Below are 14,106 nucleotides of genomic sequence, written 5' to 3'. Positions count from 1 at the left end.
TAGGAGCCTCCTTAAGGGCATTAGCTGTACAAAAACTCCATAAGAATCCGCCCCCAACCCGCTGAATCGAGCAGTCCACCCCGTGTCGCCGCGCCCGTTCCCACTGCGCCCCAAATCCACCACCACAAAAGAAGCATCCGCCCCACGGACACGCTCCACAGAGACCTGGCACTACCCGCTGCGGCACCACAATTACCGGATCTTCGTGGCCCTTTCCCTGGTAGGAAGCGGCGGAGTGTGGATGCAAAGGCTGGCGCAGGACTGGCTGGTTCTCCAGCTCACGGGGAGCCCGGCGGCGGTGGGACTCGCCGTGGCGTTGCAGTTCCTGCCCATGCTGGTGGTGGGCCCCATCAGTGGTGTGCTGGTGGATCTCTTCCCCAAACGACGCATCCTCCTTGTCTGCCAGTCTGTTGCGGTCTTGCTGGCTGCCGGACTGGCGGTATGGAACGCCACCGGTGGCACCGACGTCTGGGTGGTCTACGCCTCCTGCATCGCCTTGGGCATCACCAGTGCCATCGATGGACCAGCGCGGCAGGTGTTCGTCAACGAGGTGGTGGGCGATACCGGACTCCCCGCAGCCATCGGCCTCAACAGCGCCGTTAGCCAACTGGGTGCCATGGTTGGACCCGCACTTGCCGGCGTGGTCATTGCCCAAGCAGGTCCGGCCGCGGCGTTCGCTGCCAATGCCGGCTTGGGGTTGGCCGTCCTGGTGATGATCGTGTCCATCCGGCCAGGCGAGCTCCACCACTCACCCGAGGTGGGTGGGCACGAGCCGCGGCGTGGCCGGATCCTGGCTGGTTTCCGTTTTGTCCGGGAGCGTCCGCCGTTGCTCCTGACTATGCTGCTGGCAGGTTTGCTGGGCGCGTTCGGCATGAACGGACCCGTGGTCCTGGCAGCCTTCGCGGACCAGGTGTGGCACAGCGGTCCTGCTGGGTTCGGCCTCTTCAACACAGTCAGCGCCCTGGGGGCCTTGGTGGGGGCCTTGGTGGCCACGCGGATCAAGCGCTTTGGCCGCAAGGGGATTGTGGCCAGTGCCGGGCTTTTTGGCCTGACGCAACTGCTGGCCGCCGTGATGCCTACACAGGAATGGTTTGTGGTGATGCTCATTGTGGTGGGCTTCATGACGCTGCTGTTCCTCACGAGCGCAGCTACCGCCGTCCAGTTGGAGGCCGGCGCCAGCGTTCGCGGCAGGGTCCTGGCCCTCTACTTCCCGTTGCTTCTGGGTGGGCACGCGCTGGGTGGATTGCTGGCGGGATGGCTGACGGAGGATTTTGGCGTCCGTACTGGATTGGTGGTCACCGGTGCGTTGGGTATGGCCTCGGCCGCTGTGATTGGTTTCCTGCTGTGGAGCTACTCACGCCGTCGACGCTGAGACCGTTCCCCGGCGATGAGCGGTTTTGTGAATGTTTGGGAGGAAACACACAAATGTTCCTTGACGGGTGACGTAGAGCACATCTAGTCTGAGAAAGCGTTTTCTCCGACGTGCATCTGCCAGACTCACCCTGCCCAGACAAGGACCCCAGATGTCGATCCGTGCAACAAAGAAGTTCGCGCTTAAAGCTGCAGCCGCCGCGGCCGTTGTAGCCATCACCATGACAGGTTGCGGCAGTTCGCCGCAGGCCGCCTCCGACGGCACAGTCACCCTGCGCTTCAGCTGGTGGGGCTCGGATGTCCGCCACAAGATGACCCAAAAACTCATTGACGCTTTCGAGGCCCAGAATCCCACCATCAAGGTCAAGGGCGAATACGGCGACTGGTCCGGCTCTTGGGACAAACTCGCTACTCAGGTTGCCTCGCAGGACGCCCCGGACATTATTCAAATGGATGCCGCTTACCTGGGCGAGTACGCCGAGCGCGGCGCCCTCCTGGAACTGAAGGACGTAGACCTGGGCAAGTTCGATGCTGCCGTTGCAGATGCAGGCAAGGTTGAAGGCAAGCAGTATGCCGTCACTGCCGGCGTGAACGCCCAGGTAGTTCTGGCCAACCCATCCCTCCTGTCGGCCAGCGGTGTCACGTTGCCCGATGACAAGAGCTGGACCTGGGACGAATACAACAAGACGGCGGCCGCCATCACCGAAGGCAGCAAGAGCGGCGTCTATGGTTCCGGAGCCGTCAGCGGCGACGCTCCCATGAATCTCTGGTTCCGTCAGCACGGCAAGTCGCTCTTTACCTCTGACGGCAAGTTCGGCTTTGACGAGGGCGACCTGACGGGCTGGTACGAATACCAGGCCGAACTCCGCGATTCCAAGGCCGTGCCGCCCGCCTCGGTGATGACCGAGGACGCCACCGCTTCCGTGGACCAACAAGGCCTGGCTACCAACAGGTTCGGGCTTGCCTGGTACTGGTCCAACCAGCTGAGCGCCCTGACCAAAGCGTCCGGCCAGCCCTTGGAGATCCACCGTCCACCGAGCACGGACGGCAGCGCCGCGAGTGCCAAGCAGTTCTACAAGTCCTCACAGTTCTGGTCGGCGAGTTCCCGCACCAAGCACCCGGCCGAGGTGCAGAAGTTCATCGACTTCCTGGCCAACAATGTGGAGGCCGGCGAGATTGCCCTCGCTGACCGCGGTATCCCGGGCAACTCGGAGGTCCGCGCAGCAGTCCTGCCCAAGCTGACACCGGAAGACGCAGCCACGGCTAAGTTCATTGACGAGATCTCCTCCGAATTGGGAGACGCAGTGCCGGTACCTCCGGCAGGTTCCAGTTCCGCCGTCGAGGCTTTTGGCCGCTACGGACTGGAAGTGCACTTTAACCGGATGTCACCCGCAGAAGCTGCCAGGAAGGCCATGGACGAAGCCAGGAGCGCGCTGGGTTAGCCCAGTGAGACCCCGCGGGCCGAAGGTCCACGTGCCAGGCCCGGCCGAAAATGTGCGGTCGGGGAGGACCACCTGGGCCGTAACGCCTGCGGGAATGCTGCACTCCAGCTCCATGCCGTCGGCCGTCCGTTGCCAGGAAACGGCAGCCACTCCGCGCTGGGTGGGCACGCTGCCGGCGGCACGTTCCAGCCGGCACACCGGCGGTTGAATCACGACGGCGGACGCGCCCGGAGCGGTCACCCGGACACCGAGGAGGTACTCAAGGATCTCCCGGATCACGGAAGCAGACCAGGCGTGGGACTGGCTGTAGTCGCTGCCCTCATCGAGTTCCCAGGCCTCCCAGGTGAAGGATCCACCGGCTTCCAGCAAACGTGCCCAGCCAGGCTGGCCTGGCTCCGTCAGGAGTTCCAGGACAGCGTCCACACACCCCTGCGAAAGCAACGCCCGGAACAGCCGGTGCACCGTCATGGGGCCTTGCCGCATGCCCATTCCGGCGATGCGTTCGGCGTCCTTGGCCGTGTGCACGGAGGGGGTAATGCCCAGCGACAATGGGAACGACGTCGCATGCTGGGAGGCATTCGGGCTCGGGCGGCCGTCGGCGTACAAACCATCCACCATCACGCCGTCCACGCGCAGCCGGGTGTTGATGTGCCCCGCCAGCTCCTCCGCTGCTTCCCTGTACCGGGCGGCCTCGGGCGCAAGGCCTGCAGACCCGCAGAGCCTGCTGACGGCGTCGAGCACTGACCAGGACTGGGCGTTCACCGTGGTGCGCGCCACGCAGTCCATGTCGTAGCCGAATCGGCCCGGCGCCGGCCAGTCCACGATGCCGTGGAGGTATGGACCCGCGCCGCCGCCAAGGTCGGTGACCAACCCGGCGGTGGGACCACTGGCGGGGATGTGCCGGAGCACGTACCCGGCCGTGTCCTGAAGGCAGGGGAGGAGATCCTGGACCAGCGCGTCATCCCCACTGAGCCGGTGGTAGTCCTCCACCCATTCGGGCATCATGAGCGAGAAATCGGGGATGTCGCGCTTGCCGTCGCCGTTGGGATACACCGCGTTGTAGCTGCCCCGCTGATCGGGCGAATCCCAGTAGCGCTTGGCAGATCCCGCGAATTCGCGTAGAGCCTTGGCCGTGAAATGACGCTCGCCGAACAACGCCATGGTTGCGTAGGAGATGTTCACGGCGTCGCCCAGGAACTGGCCCTTCTCCCGGGTGGGCGTGTCCACGAATTGTTCCTGCACACCCAGCAACGCAGAGTCCCGAAGGAGCGTGAAGACCCGGTTCAGGGTGTCGTCAGAGCTGTGGAAGCTGCCTTCGGCCGGGTGTTCGGCATGGATGACCGTTGCCCCCACCGCGCCGAGGTCCTCGATGCCCACACCTGGAAATTCGAGGTAGCGGAAGCCTAAATGCACCGCTGCCTCGTAGCGCTGCGGACCGTCTTTTTGTGTGTAAGGGAACGCCATATCCGTGTTCTGGCTGGGCGTCTTTCCCGGGTCCACACGGCCATCGGACTGCAGGTTGTACCCCGCCCGGAGCATCACGGTCCGCCCGTGCCGGCCCCGGAGGAACTCCACAACCGGGCGCGCGGGGATCACGGCGCCGAAGTCCGCAACCGGTGTGCCGTCGTCGGCCGTGGAAATGTCGACGGCGGGAGCATGGTTCCGCGCGATGCTTGCGTGTTGGGGGTTGAGGACCGGGAAGTCGGGGACGGGATGGGCTCCGAGTGACAGCGCAGGCTGCCAGTCTTTGGGCTCCGGGCACGCGGTCGCGTCGAAGTGCTCCACCGGATCGCCTTCATCGTTGCGGTATCCGCTCTGGCGGTAGGGACCCTCGGCCACCAGCCACCCCGGCCCGGATCCGAACACGTCCCGCGTGCCGTCGTCGTACTCCACCGTCACCTGGGCCAGCAACCCGGGCGGCCGGCCGCGCGGCCTTGGCCAGGACCGTACCAATGCGCGACGGCGGCCAGGGTGGCGGTGCCGCTCGAGTGCAGTGTGTCAGTGATGTCGGCGGCGTTGTAAAAGTGTTCGCCCGGGTAGCCGAAGTTGGTGGTCTCCAGGCAGGGAGTGCCGTTGAGGGTGAACGCGGCGTGGTGGCTCGCCGCAGCGTAGAGGCGGGCGCGGAGCACGGGACGCTTGAGGTGGAAGGTGGTTTTTGCGAGGGTCCACTCGTCGGGCTGGCGGAGGGGAGTGGTGGTGGTCCAGTCTGCCAGTGAGCCTGGGTTGGTGAAGTCGCTGCTGAGGAGGGTTTTCCCGTCACTCCGGACATTAAGGGAGAGGTATTCGGCCTGGCTCCGCGGTCCTTGGTGGAAGGCGATGCCCGTGCGCCCGGTGTTGGCGACGTCCGAGTCCAAAGCCGTGGTGCCGTCAATGGTGACGGTGATGCGCTGCCCGTCGTCGCTGACCATCAGGTCCTGCCAGAGGTCATGGGGATTGGCGCCCGCCCGTGAAACAGCGGTTGCTTCAAAGGCCGGGGTTTCGGCCAGTGCCTCCGTGGCGGGCGCAGCCATGGCTCCGATCTCCCAAGCGGGTGCCTTCCGGAGGACAGCTGTACGGTTGGGTTTCATTTCCAGCAGCAGCCCGGTTCCGGGACCGTCGCTGCGAAGAAGGATCCCGGCTGTACCAAGACGCAAGCGGAAGCGGGCGGTGATCACCGTGCTGCTGCTGGCTGACACAGGCCACGGAAGATGTGGCGAGCCGCTCACACGCAGCAAACCCTCCACCAGTTCCAGTGGCGCGCGGCCTCCCGGGGCACGGTGAATCCACTCGGCGTTCCAGCCGCTGGTTCCCGCGCCCGAGAGCCCTGTGCTGAAAGGAGCCGGAGCGCTCGGCTCACCTACAGTGCCGGTGGAGTCCGTGAGCTGGACGGTCCATTGGTAGTCACTGTCAGGGCTGAGGTTGGGGCTGTTTTCGGGGCCTGTGGAGGACTGGTGGTGCTGCTGGTCCGTGACAACAGTGCCCGAATCCCACACTTCTGTACCGGCGCGGTCCATCACCCGGAGGCGGTACGCACCTTGGAACGATTGCCCGGTGTCTGCGGAAGGACCGGCATCCAGCAGCCAAGCGAACCTGGGCTGCGCCGGGGCCATCAGGCACTGCGTCCGGCCCTCCACCGTGAGGCTCGTCGCGACGAGTGGTGATGCCGGGGCGCTGGAACTCATCGAGCTGACACCAAATCCTCGATGTCAGGGGTGCCGAGTATTCCGTCACTGATCCACACCGCTACGGTACGGGTCAGCGACTCGCCCGCCGCCAACTCGACTGCGGTGTCCCACGCCAGCGCCGAACCCACGGCCGGGTAGCCGCTGCATCGCACAAACCATGGGTCCGGGGACTCGGAAGGTGCGCCAAACACCAACGTGGCCGGCCCGCCGTCGAACTCTCCGGTCCACGCCAGCCACGGCGTCACTGAACCATGTACGGCGGGTTCGCCCTCGGCTGTGGAGGAAAACACGCGCGGAGAGGCATTGACAGGAAGCCTCCAGAAGAAGCCGCCGTAGCCACTTCCCGCGGCACCGTGCGAGCCAGGACTACCCAGCGAGGCATCCACGACGGCGGTGAGTTCCGTGGTGATGTCCAGCCGCCACGTTCGCGGGGTGACGAGCGAACGACGGAACGTGCGACGCTCCTCCAGGAGCAAGCTGCCATCGGCGGCCAGCCAGTGGAGGTCCGCTGTGGAGTGGTCCGTGCCGTGGGGCGTTGCGGCGACCTCGATGCTGCCGTGGTCGTTCAGATCCACGTATTTTCCTGCGGACCGGCGATAACTGCGCCCACCCCAGAAGTTGCTGCCGTTGACGTCCTGCAGCGCGAATCCAGCGCCGAGATGCCACACGTGGTCCGAGGCCAGGTGGTCTGTCACCACGATGCCGCCCCGGGTAGTCACCGGATGAAGGTAGGGCCGCGGCGACAATGCAGAATCAAGGTCGCTTCCGCTGCGGAAGATGGCGATGGGAGCTTCCTCTCTGGGATCACCATCGCCGGCCCCCTCAGAATCCGCAGCGGGGGCGAAGAGAGCTTCTGAGCCCGCTGTGTCTGGTCGCGCCCACGGCAGGCCGAGTTCGGAGAACGTTGAATGGGACAGCGTGGCACGTTCCAGGATGTCCTCAATGCGGGGGATCACTGCATGGGCTTGATCGCCGAATCCCACCCACGTCACGAACTCCGAGGGAATCAGGGCAGGAGCCTCGGCTGTCCGGATGGCTTCAAGGACGCGCATGAAAGCGCCGCTGTGATCCAAGGGGCTGAGCAAGGCGGTGCCCTCGCTCAGGTGCTGGAGCAGGTTCTCCGTGAGATCGTCCCGCCCGAAGACATGGGTGGTCTCACCGGCTTCGGTGCGGACCGTGACACGGTCTTCGGTGTAATGGAACACCGCTGTTCCCCGGTGCCGTGAAGCGTGACGTACGGTTCCACGGATTCGTTGGCGCACAGTGTCAGGGCGCAGGTGATGGGCAGCCCATTGACGGTCTTCATGCGGATCACGGAGGTATCGTCCGCTTCAATGTCGTTGGCACGGTAGAGGTCCGTGTCCACGAAGGCCAGGTCTTTTGCCTGGCGGGCTCCGGCGATGCGGAGGGCAGTGGCGATCGCGTGGGCCAAAGGGTTGGTTGCGACGCCGTCCACCACATCCACGCCGTCGAGGCTGCGCTTGCCCGCCCAACGCGAGCGCTTGTAGTAGGCGCGGTCGCGGACCCAGCGGCCAGTAGCGGAGATGCCTTTGAGCGTGCCGATGCCCGGAAGTTCCTCAGTGGCTTCGCCGTTGGCCAGCTGTTCCAAAGCGGCCAGTGCATGGGAACCCAAGCTCTGGAAACCGATCTGTACGCTGCGTCCGGCTGCGGTTGCGGCCTCCTTGAGTCGGAGGAAGTCCTTCATGGAGGCTACCGGGGGCTTTTCCAGGTAGAGGTGGGAATGGGACGCCAGGACGGACAAAGCCAACGGGGCGTGGGTCTGAATGGGAGTAGCCACGATGATCACGTCCGGGTGATGGTCGCCCGCCAGCAGGGCATCCAGATTTTCGTGGACAGCAGTTGTCCCGGGTAACGCTCCAGCGGACGGGGGATGGGGGTCCGCCACGGCAACGAGTTCCACCGCACCCTGTGCGCTCAGCCGATGAAGGTTGTGGAGGTGGTGTGTTCCGAAGCCGTGGACTCCTACCAGCGCGATCCTTGCGGGTGCGGTCCGGGGTGCGGGTTGGGGTGCCGGTGCAGCCCGGTGCGGCCCGGGGCTGGTGATGGACTCGATGGAAGGGGTGTCCATGGCTCTCCTCTGCTGGCGCTGCAACGAAGGCGGTGACGCCGTCGTCGGGTATTCAGGTAAGTATCCGGCGGGTTCAGGCTATACCTAGCAAGCGCTTTCCCAGTTCCGGCTCTGCTCAGTGTAGCGCGGGCTCCCAGCAAATGTAACGATTCAAGAATGATCTTGACTCCACCCTTACCCAGCGTCTAAGTTGACGGGAAAGCGTTTACTTAGTGACATGGCCCACGTGGGCCGACCCCAACTGGCTGGCATTAGTGGTCGCTCTGAGTGTCCGGAACAACCACTACTGCCAGTTACCTGGGCCTGTTCTGCAACGATGGAGAAAGGGGGAGTCATGGCCTCTGGCGGATTTGGCTTCCGTGCCTATACGCTCTTCGACACGCTCGTCTGGATAGCTTGCCTGAACGTGTTGTGGATGGCCTTCACTGTCCTCGGTGGGGTTGTCTTGGGAATCGGGCCCAGCACCGCTGCGGCCCACATCCTGGTCCGTGACAAGGTGCGGGGAAATGCCGCGCCTTTGATGCGGCGCTTCGCGAAGGAGTACTTCAAGAACTTCGGCAAGGGCAATGCCTTGGGTTTGCCCCTCATTGCTGTGGGTGTTGCCCTGACCCTGAACTGGGGTTACTTCTCTGCAGGCTGGGACTTCGGCTCGCAGATCGCTTCCGCCGGAATCCTGATGGCGGCCCTCTTCGCCGCCGGCACGGTCTGCTACCTGTTTCCGATGTTCGCCCGCTACGAGCTTTCCCTTCCCCAGTACTTCCTGATGTCCTCACGCTTTGCGATGCGGCATCTGGCGGGAACGGTGATCCTCCTGTTCGTCACAGCGGCCGCCCTGTTCGTGTGCCGGTCGGTTCCGGGGCTGATTCCGTTCTTCGGCATTGGTGCGTGGCTTTATGTCACGGGGTGGCTTTGCGACCGCTTCTTTACAGCCAACGATGAGGCGATGTCGGCCGCCGCCAGCGCACCGTCCGCCACCGCCGTTGGCCCTGTTTCCACTACGACCCACAGTACGGAGGCCAGCCTTGTCTGAGCTCAACCGCGCCCGCCCCGCCTTGAGCGGGCCGCCGGTCCTTCACCGTTCCCTCGACGTTCACGGAGGCAGCGAACTCATCCCTGACTCCTCTGGCGCGAGCACTAATGAAACGTATCAAGATGCGAGTGGCCAGCACATATGGAGCCTCAAAAGGTTCCCCGGCCTGCCGTCAAACCAAGAGTCGAAAGACACCAACCCCGATGAAGTGGAGCAGGTAAGAAAATGATCCGTAGAAAACACACGCTGGCCGCCGCCGTCGTCGTTTCCGCAGCCCTGGCGCTGACCGCCTGTGGTGGCGAAGCGCCGGCGTCGGACCTTTCCTCCGTCAAGATCATGGCGCCGTTCCTGGAGGCGCAGCCGCCAACAGCCGATGGCGCCGTGCAGAAGAAGCTCGAGGAACTCACGGGCAAAGACGTCAACATCACGTGGACGCCCAACGCGTCCTACGAAGACAAGATGAACATCACGCTGGCATCTTCTGAGATCCCGCACGTCCTGGTGGTCCAGGGCAAAACGCCGGGTTTCGTGAAGAACGCCGAAGCGGGCGCCTTCTGGGACCTCACGGACAAGCTCAATGAGTATCCGAACCTGAAGACCACCTTCCCGGAGGTCCAGCAGAACGCCAGCGTCAACGGCAAGGTCTACGGTGTTTACCGCGGTCGCAACCCGATCCGTGCAGCCGTCATGTTCCGCCAGGATTGGCTGGACAAGCTGGGCCTGAAGGCGCCCGAAACCACCGAAGACCTCTACAAAGTTGCCAAGGCGTTCACCGAGCAGGACCCGGACGGCAACGGCCAGAACGATACCTACGGCATCACCATCCCCAAATGGGGCGCACTGGGAACCAACAGCCCGTATGACCTGATCGAGACCTGGTACGGCGCCGGCAACCGCTGGACCGAACGCGACGGCAAGCTGGTTCCCAGCTTCGAAACCGACGAATTCCTCGAAGCCAACCGCTTCATCAAGAAGATGGTGGACGAGAAGCTCATCAATCCCGATTTCGCCACCTTCGACGGCACCAAGTGGAACGAACCGTTCTTCAACGGCAAGGGCGGCATCATCGTGGACGTCGACTCCCGCGTCAGCGTGCTGATCAACCTCTTCAAGCAGGCCAACCCGAACGACTTTGAGAACAAAGTGGGCTTCGTGGGCAGCCTCAAGGGACCGGACGGCGAACTGCACGCCCACCCCACCGACGGCTACTCCGGCTTCCTGGCCATTCCCAAGTCCAGCGTCAAGACCGAGGCTGACCTGAAGAACGTGCTCAGCTTCCTGGACAAGTTGAACAGCAAGGAAGTTGCCGTGCTCATGAACAACGGCATCGAGGGCGTGAACTTCACCCTGGAAGAGGGCCTGGCGGCCACCATCAAGCCCGAAACCCCTGAGGGCAAGGTGGTCAACACTGACATCAAGAGCTTTGCCCAGCTTGGCACCAACGTCACGGGCAACAACTTCTACCCGGTCAAGCAGGCCTCCGAGTATGAGCAGAAGGTCTTCGATGACCGCGTCTCCGTCATGGCCGAGGACCTCAAGAGCGCCGTGTACAACCCGGCAGCTGCCTTCGTCTCGCCCACCTACGTTGCCAAAGGCGCGCAGCTGGACAACATCGTGGCCGACGCCCGCATCAAGTACCTCGCCGGGCAGACCGATGAGCAGGGCCTGAAGGACGCCATCAAGCTGTGGAACACCAGCGGCGGTGACAAGGTCAAGGAAGAAATTAACAAGCTCTGGCAGGAAAACAAGAAGTGACAGCCCCGGTTGTAGAAGCCAAAGCCTCGGAGCGGGCGGACACCAAGCCGCCCGCCCCGGCGCGGCGGCGCGGGTTTGCCGTCCACTTCGCGCACTACAAGTGGCTGTATCTGCTGTTGCTGCCCGGAGTCCTGTACTTCGCGATCTTCCGGTACGGGCCCATGTACGGCGTGTCCATCGCTTTCAAGGACTACGTTCCGTTCCTGGGTGTCAACGGCAGTCCGTGGGTTGGGGTCCAGCACTTCCAGGACTTCTTCGCCAACCCTGACTTCCCGCGGTTGCTCGGCAACACTCTCATCCTGGCGTTCCTGAACCTGGGTATCGCGTTCCCGCTGACCATCGTGTTGGCGTTGCTGCTCAACGAGGTCCGGCTTTCAGTGCTCAAACGCACCGTTCAGACCCTCGTGTACATCCCGCACTTCCTGTCCTGGACCATCGTGGCATCCTTGAGCTTCCTGCTCTTCGCCCTGGACATCGGACCGTTGTTCCAGTTCGTCAACGGGTTGTTCGGGACCAACGTGGACATCCTTTCCGATCCCAACTGGTTCCGGCCCTTGATCGTGCTCCAGGAAATCTGGAAGAACACCGGCTGGGGCACCATCATCTTCCTTGCCGCGCTGGCCACGGTGGACCAGGACCAGTATGAGGCAGCGATTATCGACGGCGCCGGCAGGTTCCGTCGCGTCTGGCACATCACTTTGCCGGGCATCCGCTCCACCATCATCGTGATGCTCATCCTGGCCATCGGGCAGATGCTCAACACCGGCTTTGAGCAGATCTACCTCATGACCAACGCACTCAACCGCAGCGTGGCCGACGTCTTCGATACTTACGTGTACTTCGTGGGCATCACCCAAGGCGCCTACAGCTACAGCACCGCCGTCGGGCTCTTCAAGTCCCTCGTGGGAATCGTGCTGATCTTCGGCACCAACTGGCTGTCCAAGCGGTTCAACCAGAGCGGACTGTTCTAATGAAGATTCACAACACCCGCGGCGGACGGGTCTTTGACGCCGCAAACTACGTTTTCCTGAGCCTGGTGGGCATCATCACCCTGCTGCCGTTCATCTACGTGATAGCAGGGTCCTTCGCCAACGAGGCCGAGATCACCCGGCGGGCATTCTTCGTCTGGCCCGAACAATTCACGCTGGGCGCCTACGAGTACATCTTCTCCACACCCGCCTTCACCCGGGCACTCATCACCACCGTCCTGGTGACGCTGGTGGGCACCTTGATCCAGCTCATCCTGACCGTCACCATGGCTTACCCTTTGGCGAAGAAAAACCTGCGGGGCCGGAAGCTGATCATGTCCCTTGTGGTCTTCGCCATGGTTTTCTCCGGCGGCATGATCCCTACGTTCCTGCTGGTCAAGGACCTGGGCCTGCTCAACAGCTACTGGGCGCTGATCCTGCCCGCGGCCATCAACCCGTTCAGCCTGATCATCATCAAGAACTTCTTTCAGGAACTCCCACAGGAGCTGGAAGAGTCCGCCAAGATGGACGGTGCCACGGAAATCGGGATCCTCTGGCGGATCCTGCTGCCGTTGTCCAAGCCGGTGCTGGCCACTTTTGCGCTGTTCTACGCGGTGGGGATCTGGAACGACTTCATGTCGCCCCTGCTCTACCTGAGCGATAACAACATGTGGACCCTGCAGATGTACCTGCGCCAGGTCACGGCTGCCTCGGACCTCCTGGGTACCGGCAACGTGGATCCCTCCTATATCCCGCCGGAACAAGGCATCAAATTCGCCGTGATCGTGGTGGCAACGCTGCCCATCCTGATCTTCTACCCCTTCCTGCAGAAGCACTTTGCCAAGGGCATGCTGATCGGTTCCGTCAAGGGCTAAGCGCGGCTGCATCATCTGAAAGGACACCCATGAAAATCCTCCTCGCGGGCGACTCCACTGTTGCCGCCTGCCCCAGTTTCGAGTACCCCATGAGTGGCTGGGGCGCCCATCTTGCGCCCGAGACGTACTGGTGGGCTGCCGTCCACAACTACGCCAAGGGCGGTGCCACCACGGAGTCGTTCCGCGAGGAGGGTCTTTGGTACCAGCTCATCAACCAGACCGTTCAGGGCGACCTGGTCCTCATCCAGTTCGGGCACAACGACCAGAAACGTGAACACCTGGCCCCGCGCACGGGCTATACGGACAATCTCAAGCGCATGGTGGCCGAGGTCCGCAGCAAGGGCGGCATCCCCATCCTGTGCACCTCGGTGGAACGCCGGCACTTTTCGGGCGGGCACCTTGAGGTCACCCTGGGGGACTACCCTGTGGTGGTCCGGGAGCTTGGCTTGGAGCTCGGCCTGGAGGTCATCGACCTTAACCAGTGGACCCGTTCCCTCTACCAGGAGCTGGGGGAGGAAGGTTCCAAGGAGCTCTTCTTCCACTTTGCTCCGGGCGAGCACGCACACTGGGCCGGCGGCCTTGAGGACAACACCCATTTCCATGAGAAAGGTGCCCGGCGGATCGCTTCCTTCGTGGCGGAGCACCTGGAATCCCTCGGATACGGGTTGCCTGCGACCCTCAACGCGGGGGCGCGTGCGTGATTCACTCCAACCCGCTGCGGGGACCTGCGGATGTGGCTGATTGGGTGGCTGAGGGACCGGTGCAGTTCGGGACGCATGAGGTAGGAACGGACGACGACGGCGGCCCGGGCTTGGGTAGGGACGGCACCAGCGCCCTGGTCCTGTCGGGCTCCCTTGATGCGGAGGAGCACGGCGACCACGCGCACTGGACTCTCTGGTGCCCGGAGGAACTTCCCGATCACGTCAGGATCGGATGGGAGTTCCTCCCCTTGGAGGAACCTGGCCTGGCCATGGTGTTCTTCGCAGCAACCGGCCATGGTGGCGAGGACCTGTTCTCTTCTGCCTTGGCTCCCCGCACCGGCTTCTACCCGCAATACCATTCGGGAGATATGGACGCCCTCCACGTCTCCTACTTCCGGCACAAGCACGCTTCCGAGCGCGCGTTCCGGACCTGCAATCTCCGCAAGAGTGCGGGCTTCGAGCTCGTGGCGCAGGGGGCCGATCCGCTTCCGCCCGCCGGGGATGCCGATGGGTTTTATCGCATGGAAGTGATCAAGGATGGCCCCAGGGTGGCCTTCTCCATCAACGAGCTGTTGCTCTTTGAATGGACCGACCCCGCGGCCGCACCCCTCAAAGGCGGGTACTTTGGAATTCGCCAGATGGCACCCCTGAAAGCCGCCTACCGGAACCTCTCCATCAGCCCCTTGTAGTCCTGAGGCCCTGTGACGGGGC

10 protein-coding genes and 1 pseudogene are annotated in these 14,106 nt (G+C 63.5%); 8 read left to right on the top strand and 3 right to left on the bottom strand.

The window, feature by feature from the left end; genetic code table 11:
• The first annotated feature begins 82 nt into the window (after positions 1 to 82).
• Complete coding sequence (locus CGK93_RS18560; RefSeq protein ID WP_089596087.1) at positions 83 to 1,372, top strand: MFS transporter; 1,290 nt, start codon at positions 83 to 85, stop codon at positions 1,370 to 1,372.
• A 151-nt stretch (positions 1,373 to 1,523) separates the two neighbouring features.
• Positions 1,524 to 2,813 carry an ABC transporter substrate-binding protein gene (locus CGK93_RS18555; RefSeq protein ID WP_089596086.1) on the top strand — a complete coding sequence of 430 codons (1,290 nt, stop codon included), beginning with the start codon at positions 1,524 to 1,526 and terminating at the stop codon, positions 2,811 to 2,813.
• Here CGK93_RS18555 and CGK93_RS24250 read toward each other — a convergent pair.
• From CGK93_RS24250 to CGK93_RS18545, 3 genes and pseudogenes are all read right to left on the bottom strand, one after another.
• A complete protein-coding gene (locus tag CGK93_RS24250) occupies positions 2,757 to 4,706 on the bottom strand; it encodes a family 78 glycoside hydrolase catalytic domain (protein ID WP_232481394.1) in 1,950 nt (649 codons plus the stop codon). The genes CGK93_RS18555 and CGK93_RS24250 overlap by 57 nt on opposite strands.
• A 2-nt stretch (positions 4,707 to 4,708) precedes the next feature.
• Positions 4,709 to 5,974 (bottom strand): glycoside hydrolase family 78 protein, encoded by a 1,266-nt coding sequence (locus tag CGK93_RS24245; RefSeq protein ID WP_232481393.1) that lies wholly within the window; start codon positions 5,972 to 5,974, stop codon positions 4,709 to 4,711.
• Positions 5,971 to 8,066: pseudogene (locus CGK93_RS18545) on the bottom strand (DUF6807 family protein). The gene CGK93_RS24245 and the pseudogene CGK93_RS18545 overlap by 4 nt, the downstream one beginning before the upstream one ends.
• 334 nt (positions 8,067 to 8,400) lie before the next feature.
• Here CGK93_RS18545 and CGK93_RS18540 point away from each other — a divergent pair.
• The 6 genes from CGK93_RS18540 to CGK93_RS18515 all read left to right on the top strand — a co-directional run bounded on the left by CGK93_RS18540 (position 8,401) and on the right by CGK93_RS18515 (position 14,084).
• Positions 8,401 to 9,096, top strand: a complete 696-nt coding sequence (locus CGK93_RS18540; RefSeq protein WP_089596085.1) for a YesL family protein — start codon at positions 8,401 to 8,403, stop codon at positions 9,094 to 9,096.
• 225 nt (positions 9,097 to 9,321) lie between these two features.
• Entirely contained in the window at positions 9,322 to 10,851 is a 1,530-nt protein-coding gene (locus CGK93_RS18535) for an extracellular solute-binding protein (RefSeq protein ID WP_089596084.1), read from the top strand.
• The gene (locus CGK93_RS18530) at positions 10,848 to 11,822 is read left to right on the top strand and encodes an ABC transporter permease (protein WP_089596083.1); all 975 of its coding nucleotides are present in this window, start codon (positions 10,848 to 10,850) and stop codon (positions 11,820 to 11,822) included. Before CGK93_RS18535 ends, CGK93_RS18530 begins: the two co-directional genes overlap by 4 nt.
• Positions 11,822 to 12,694 carry a carbohydrate ABC transporter permease gene (locus CGK93_RS18525; protein WP_089596082.1) on the top strand — a complete coding sequence of 291 codons (873 nt, stop codon included), beginning with the start codon at positions 11,822 to 11,824 and terminating at the stop codon, positions 12,692 to 12,694. The genes CGK93_RS18530 and CGK93_RS18525 overlap by 1 nt, the downstream gene beginning before the upstream one ends.
• A 29-nt stretch (positions 12,695 to 12,723) precedes the next feature.
• Entirely contained in the window at positions 12,724 to 13,395 is a 672-nt protein-coding gene (locus CGK93_RS18520; protein ID WP_089596081.1) for a rhamnogalacturonan acetylesterase, read from the top strand.
• Positions 13,392 to 14,084 carry a DUF1961 family protein gene (locus CGK93_RS18515; protein WP_198318263.1) on the top strand — a complete coding sequence of 231 codons (693 nt, stop codon included), beginning with the start codon at positions 13,392 to 13,394 and terminating at the stop codon, positions 14,082 to 14,084. The genes CGK93_RS18520 and CGK93_RS18515 overlap by 4 nt, the downstream gene beginning before the upstream one ends.
• Positions 14,085 to 14,106: the final 22 nt, after the last annotated feature.

The sequence above is a fragment of the Arthrobacter sp. YN genome (assembly GCF_002224285.1).
In the GTDB taxonomy this organism is placed as follows: Bacteria; Actinomycetota; Actinomycetes; order Actinomycetales; family Micrococcaceae; genus Arthrobacter.
The sequence above is the reverse complement of the archived record's forward strand: the minus strand, read 5'-3'. Positions and strand labels throughout refer to the sequence as shown.

What these genes read in the sequence shown, in the direction of transcription:
- CGK93_RS18535 (WP_089596084.1), top strand. Translation starts at nt 9,322, where the DNA reads ATGATCCGTAGAAAACACACGCTGGCCGCCGCCGTCGTCGTTTCCGCA.
- CGK93_RS18520 (WP_089596081.1), top strand. Translation starts at nt 12,724, where the DNA reads ATGAAAATCCTCCTCGCGGGCGACTCCACTGTTGCCGCCTGCCCCAGT.
- CGK93_RS18540 (WP_089596085.1), top strand. Translation starts at nt 8,401, where the DNA reads ATGGCCTCTGGCGGATTTGGCTTCCGTGCCTATACGCTCTTCGACACG.
- CGK93_RS18555 (WP_089596086.1), top strand. Translation starts at nt 1,524, where the DNA reads ATGTCGATCCGTGCAACAAAGAAGTTCGCGCTTAAAGCTGCAGCCGCC.
- CGK93_RS24245 (WP_232481393.1), bottom strand. Translation starts at nt 5,974, where the DNA reads ATGAGTTCCAGCGCCCCGGCATCACCACTCGTCGCGACGAGCCTCACG.
- CGK93_RS18525 (WP_089596082.1), top strand. Translation starts at nt 11,822, where the DNA reads ATGAAGATTCACAACACCCGCGGCGGACGGGTCTTTGACGCCGCAAAC.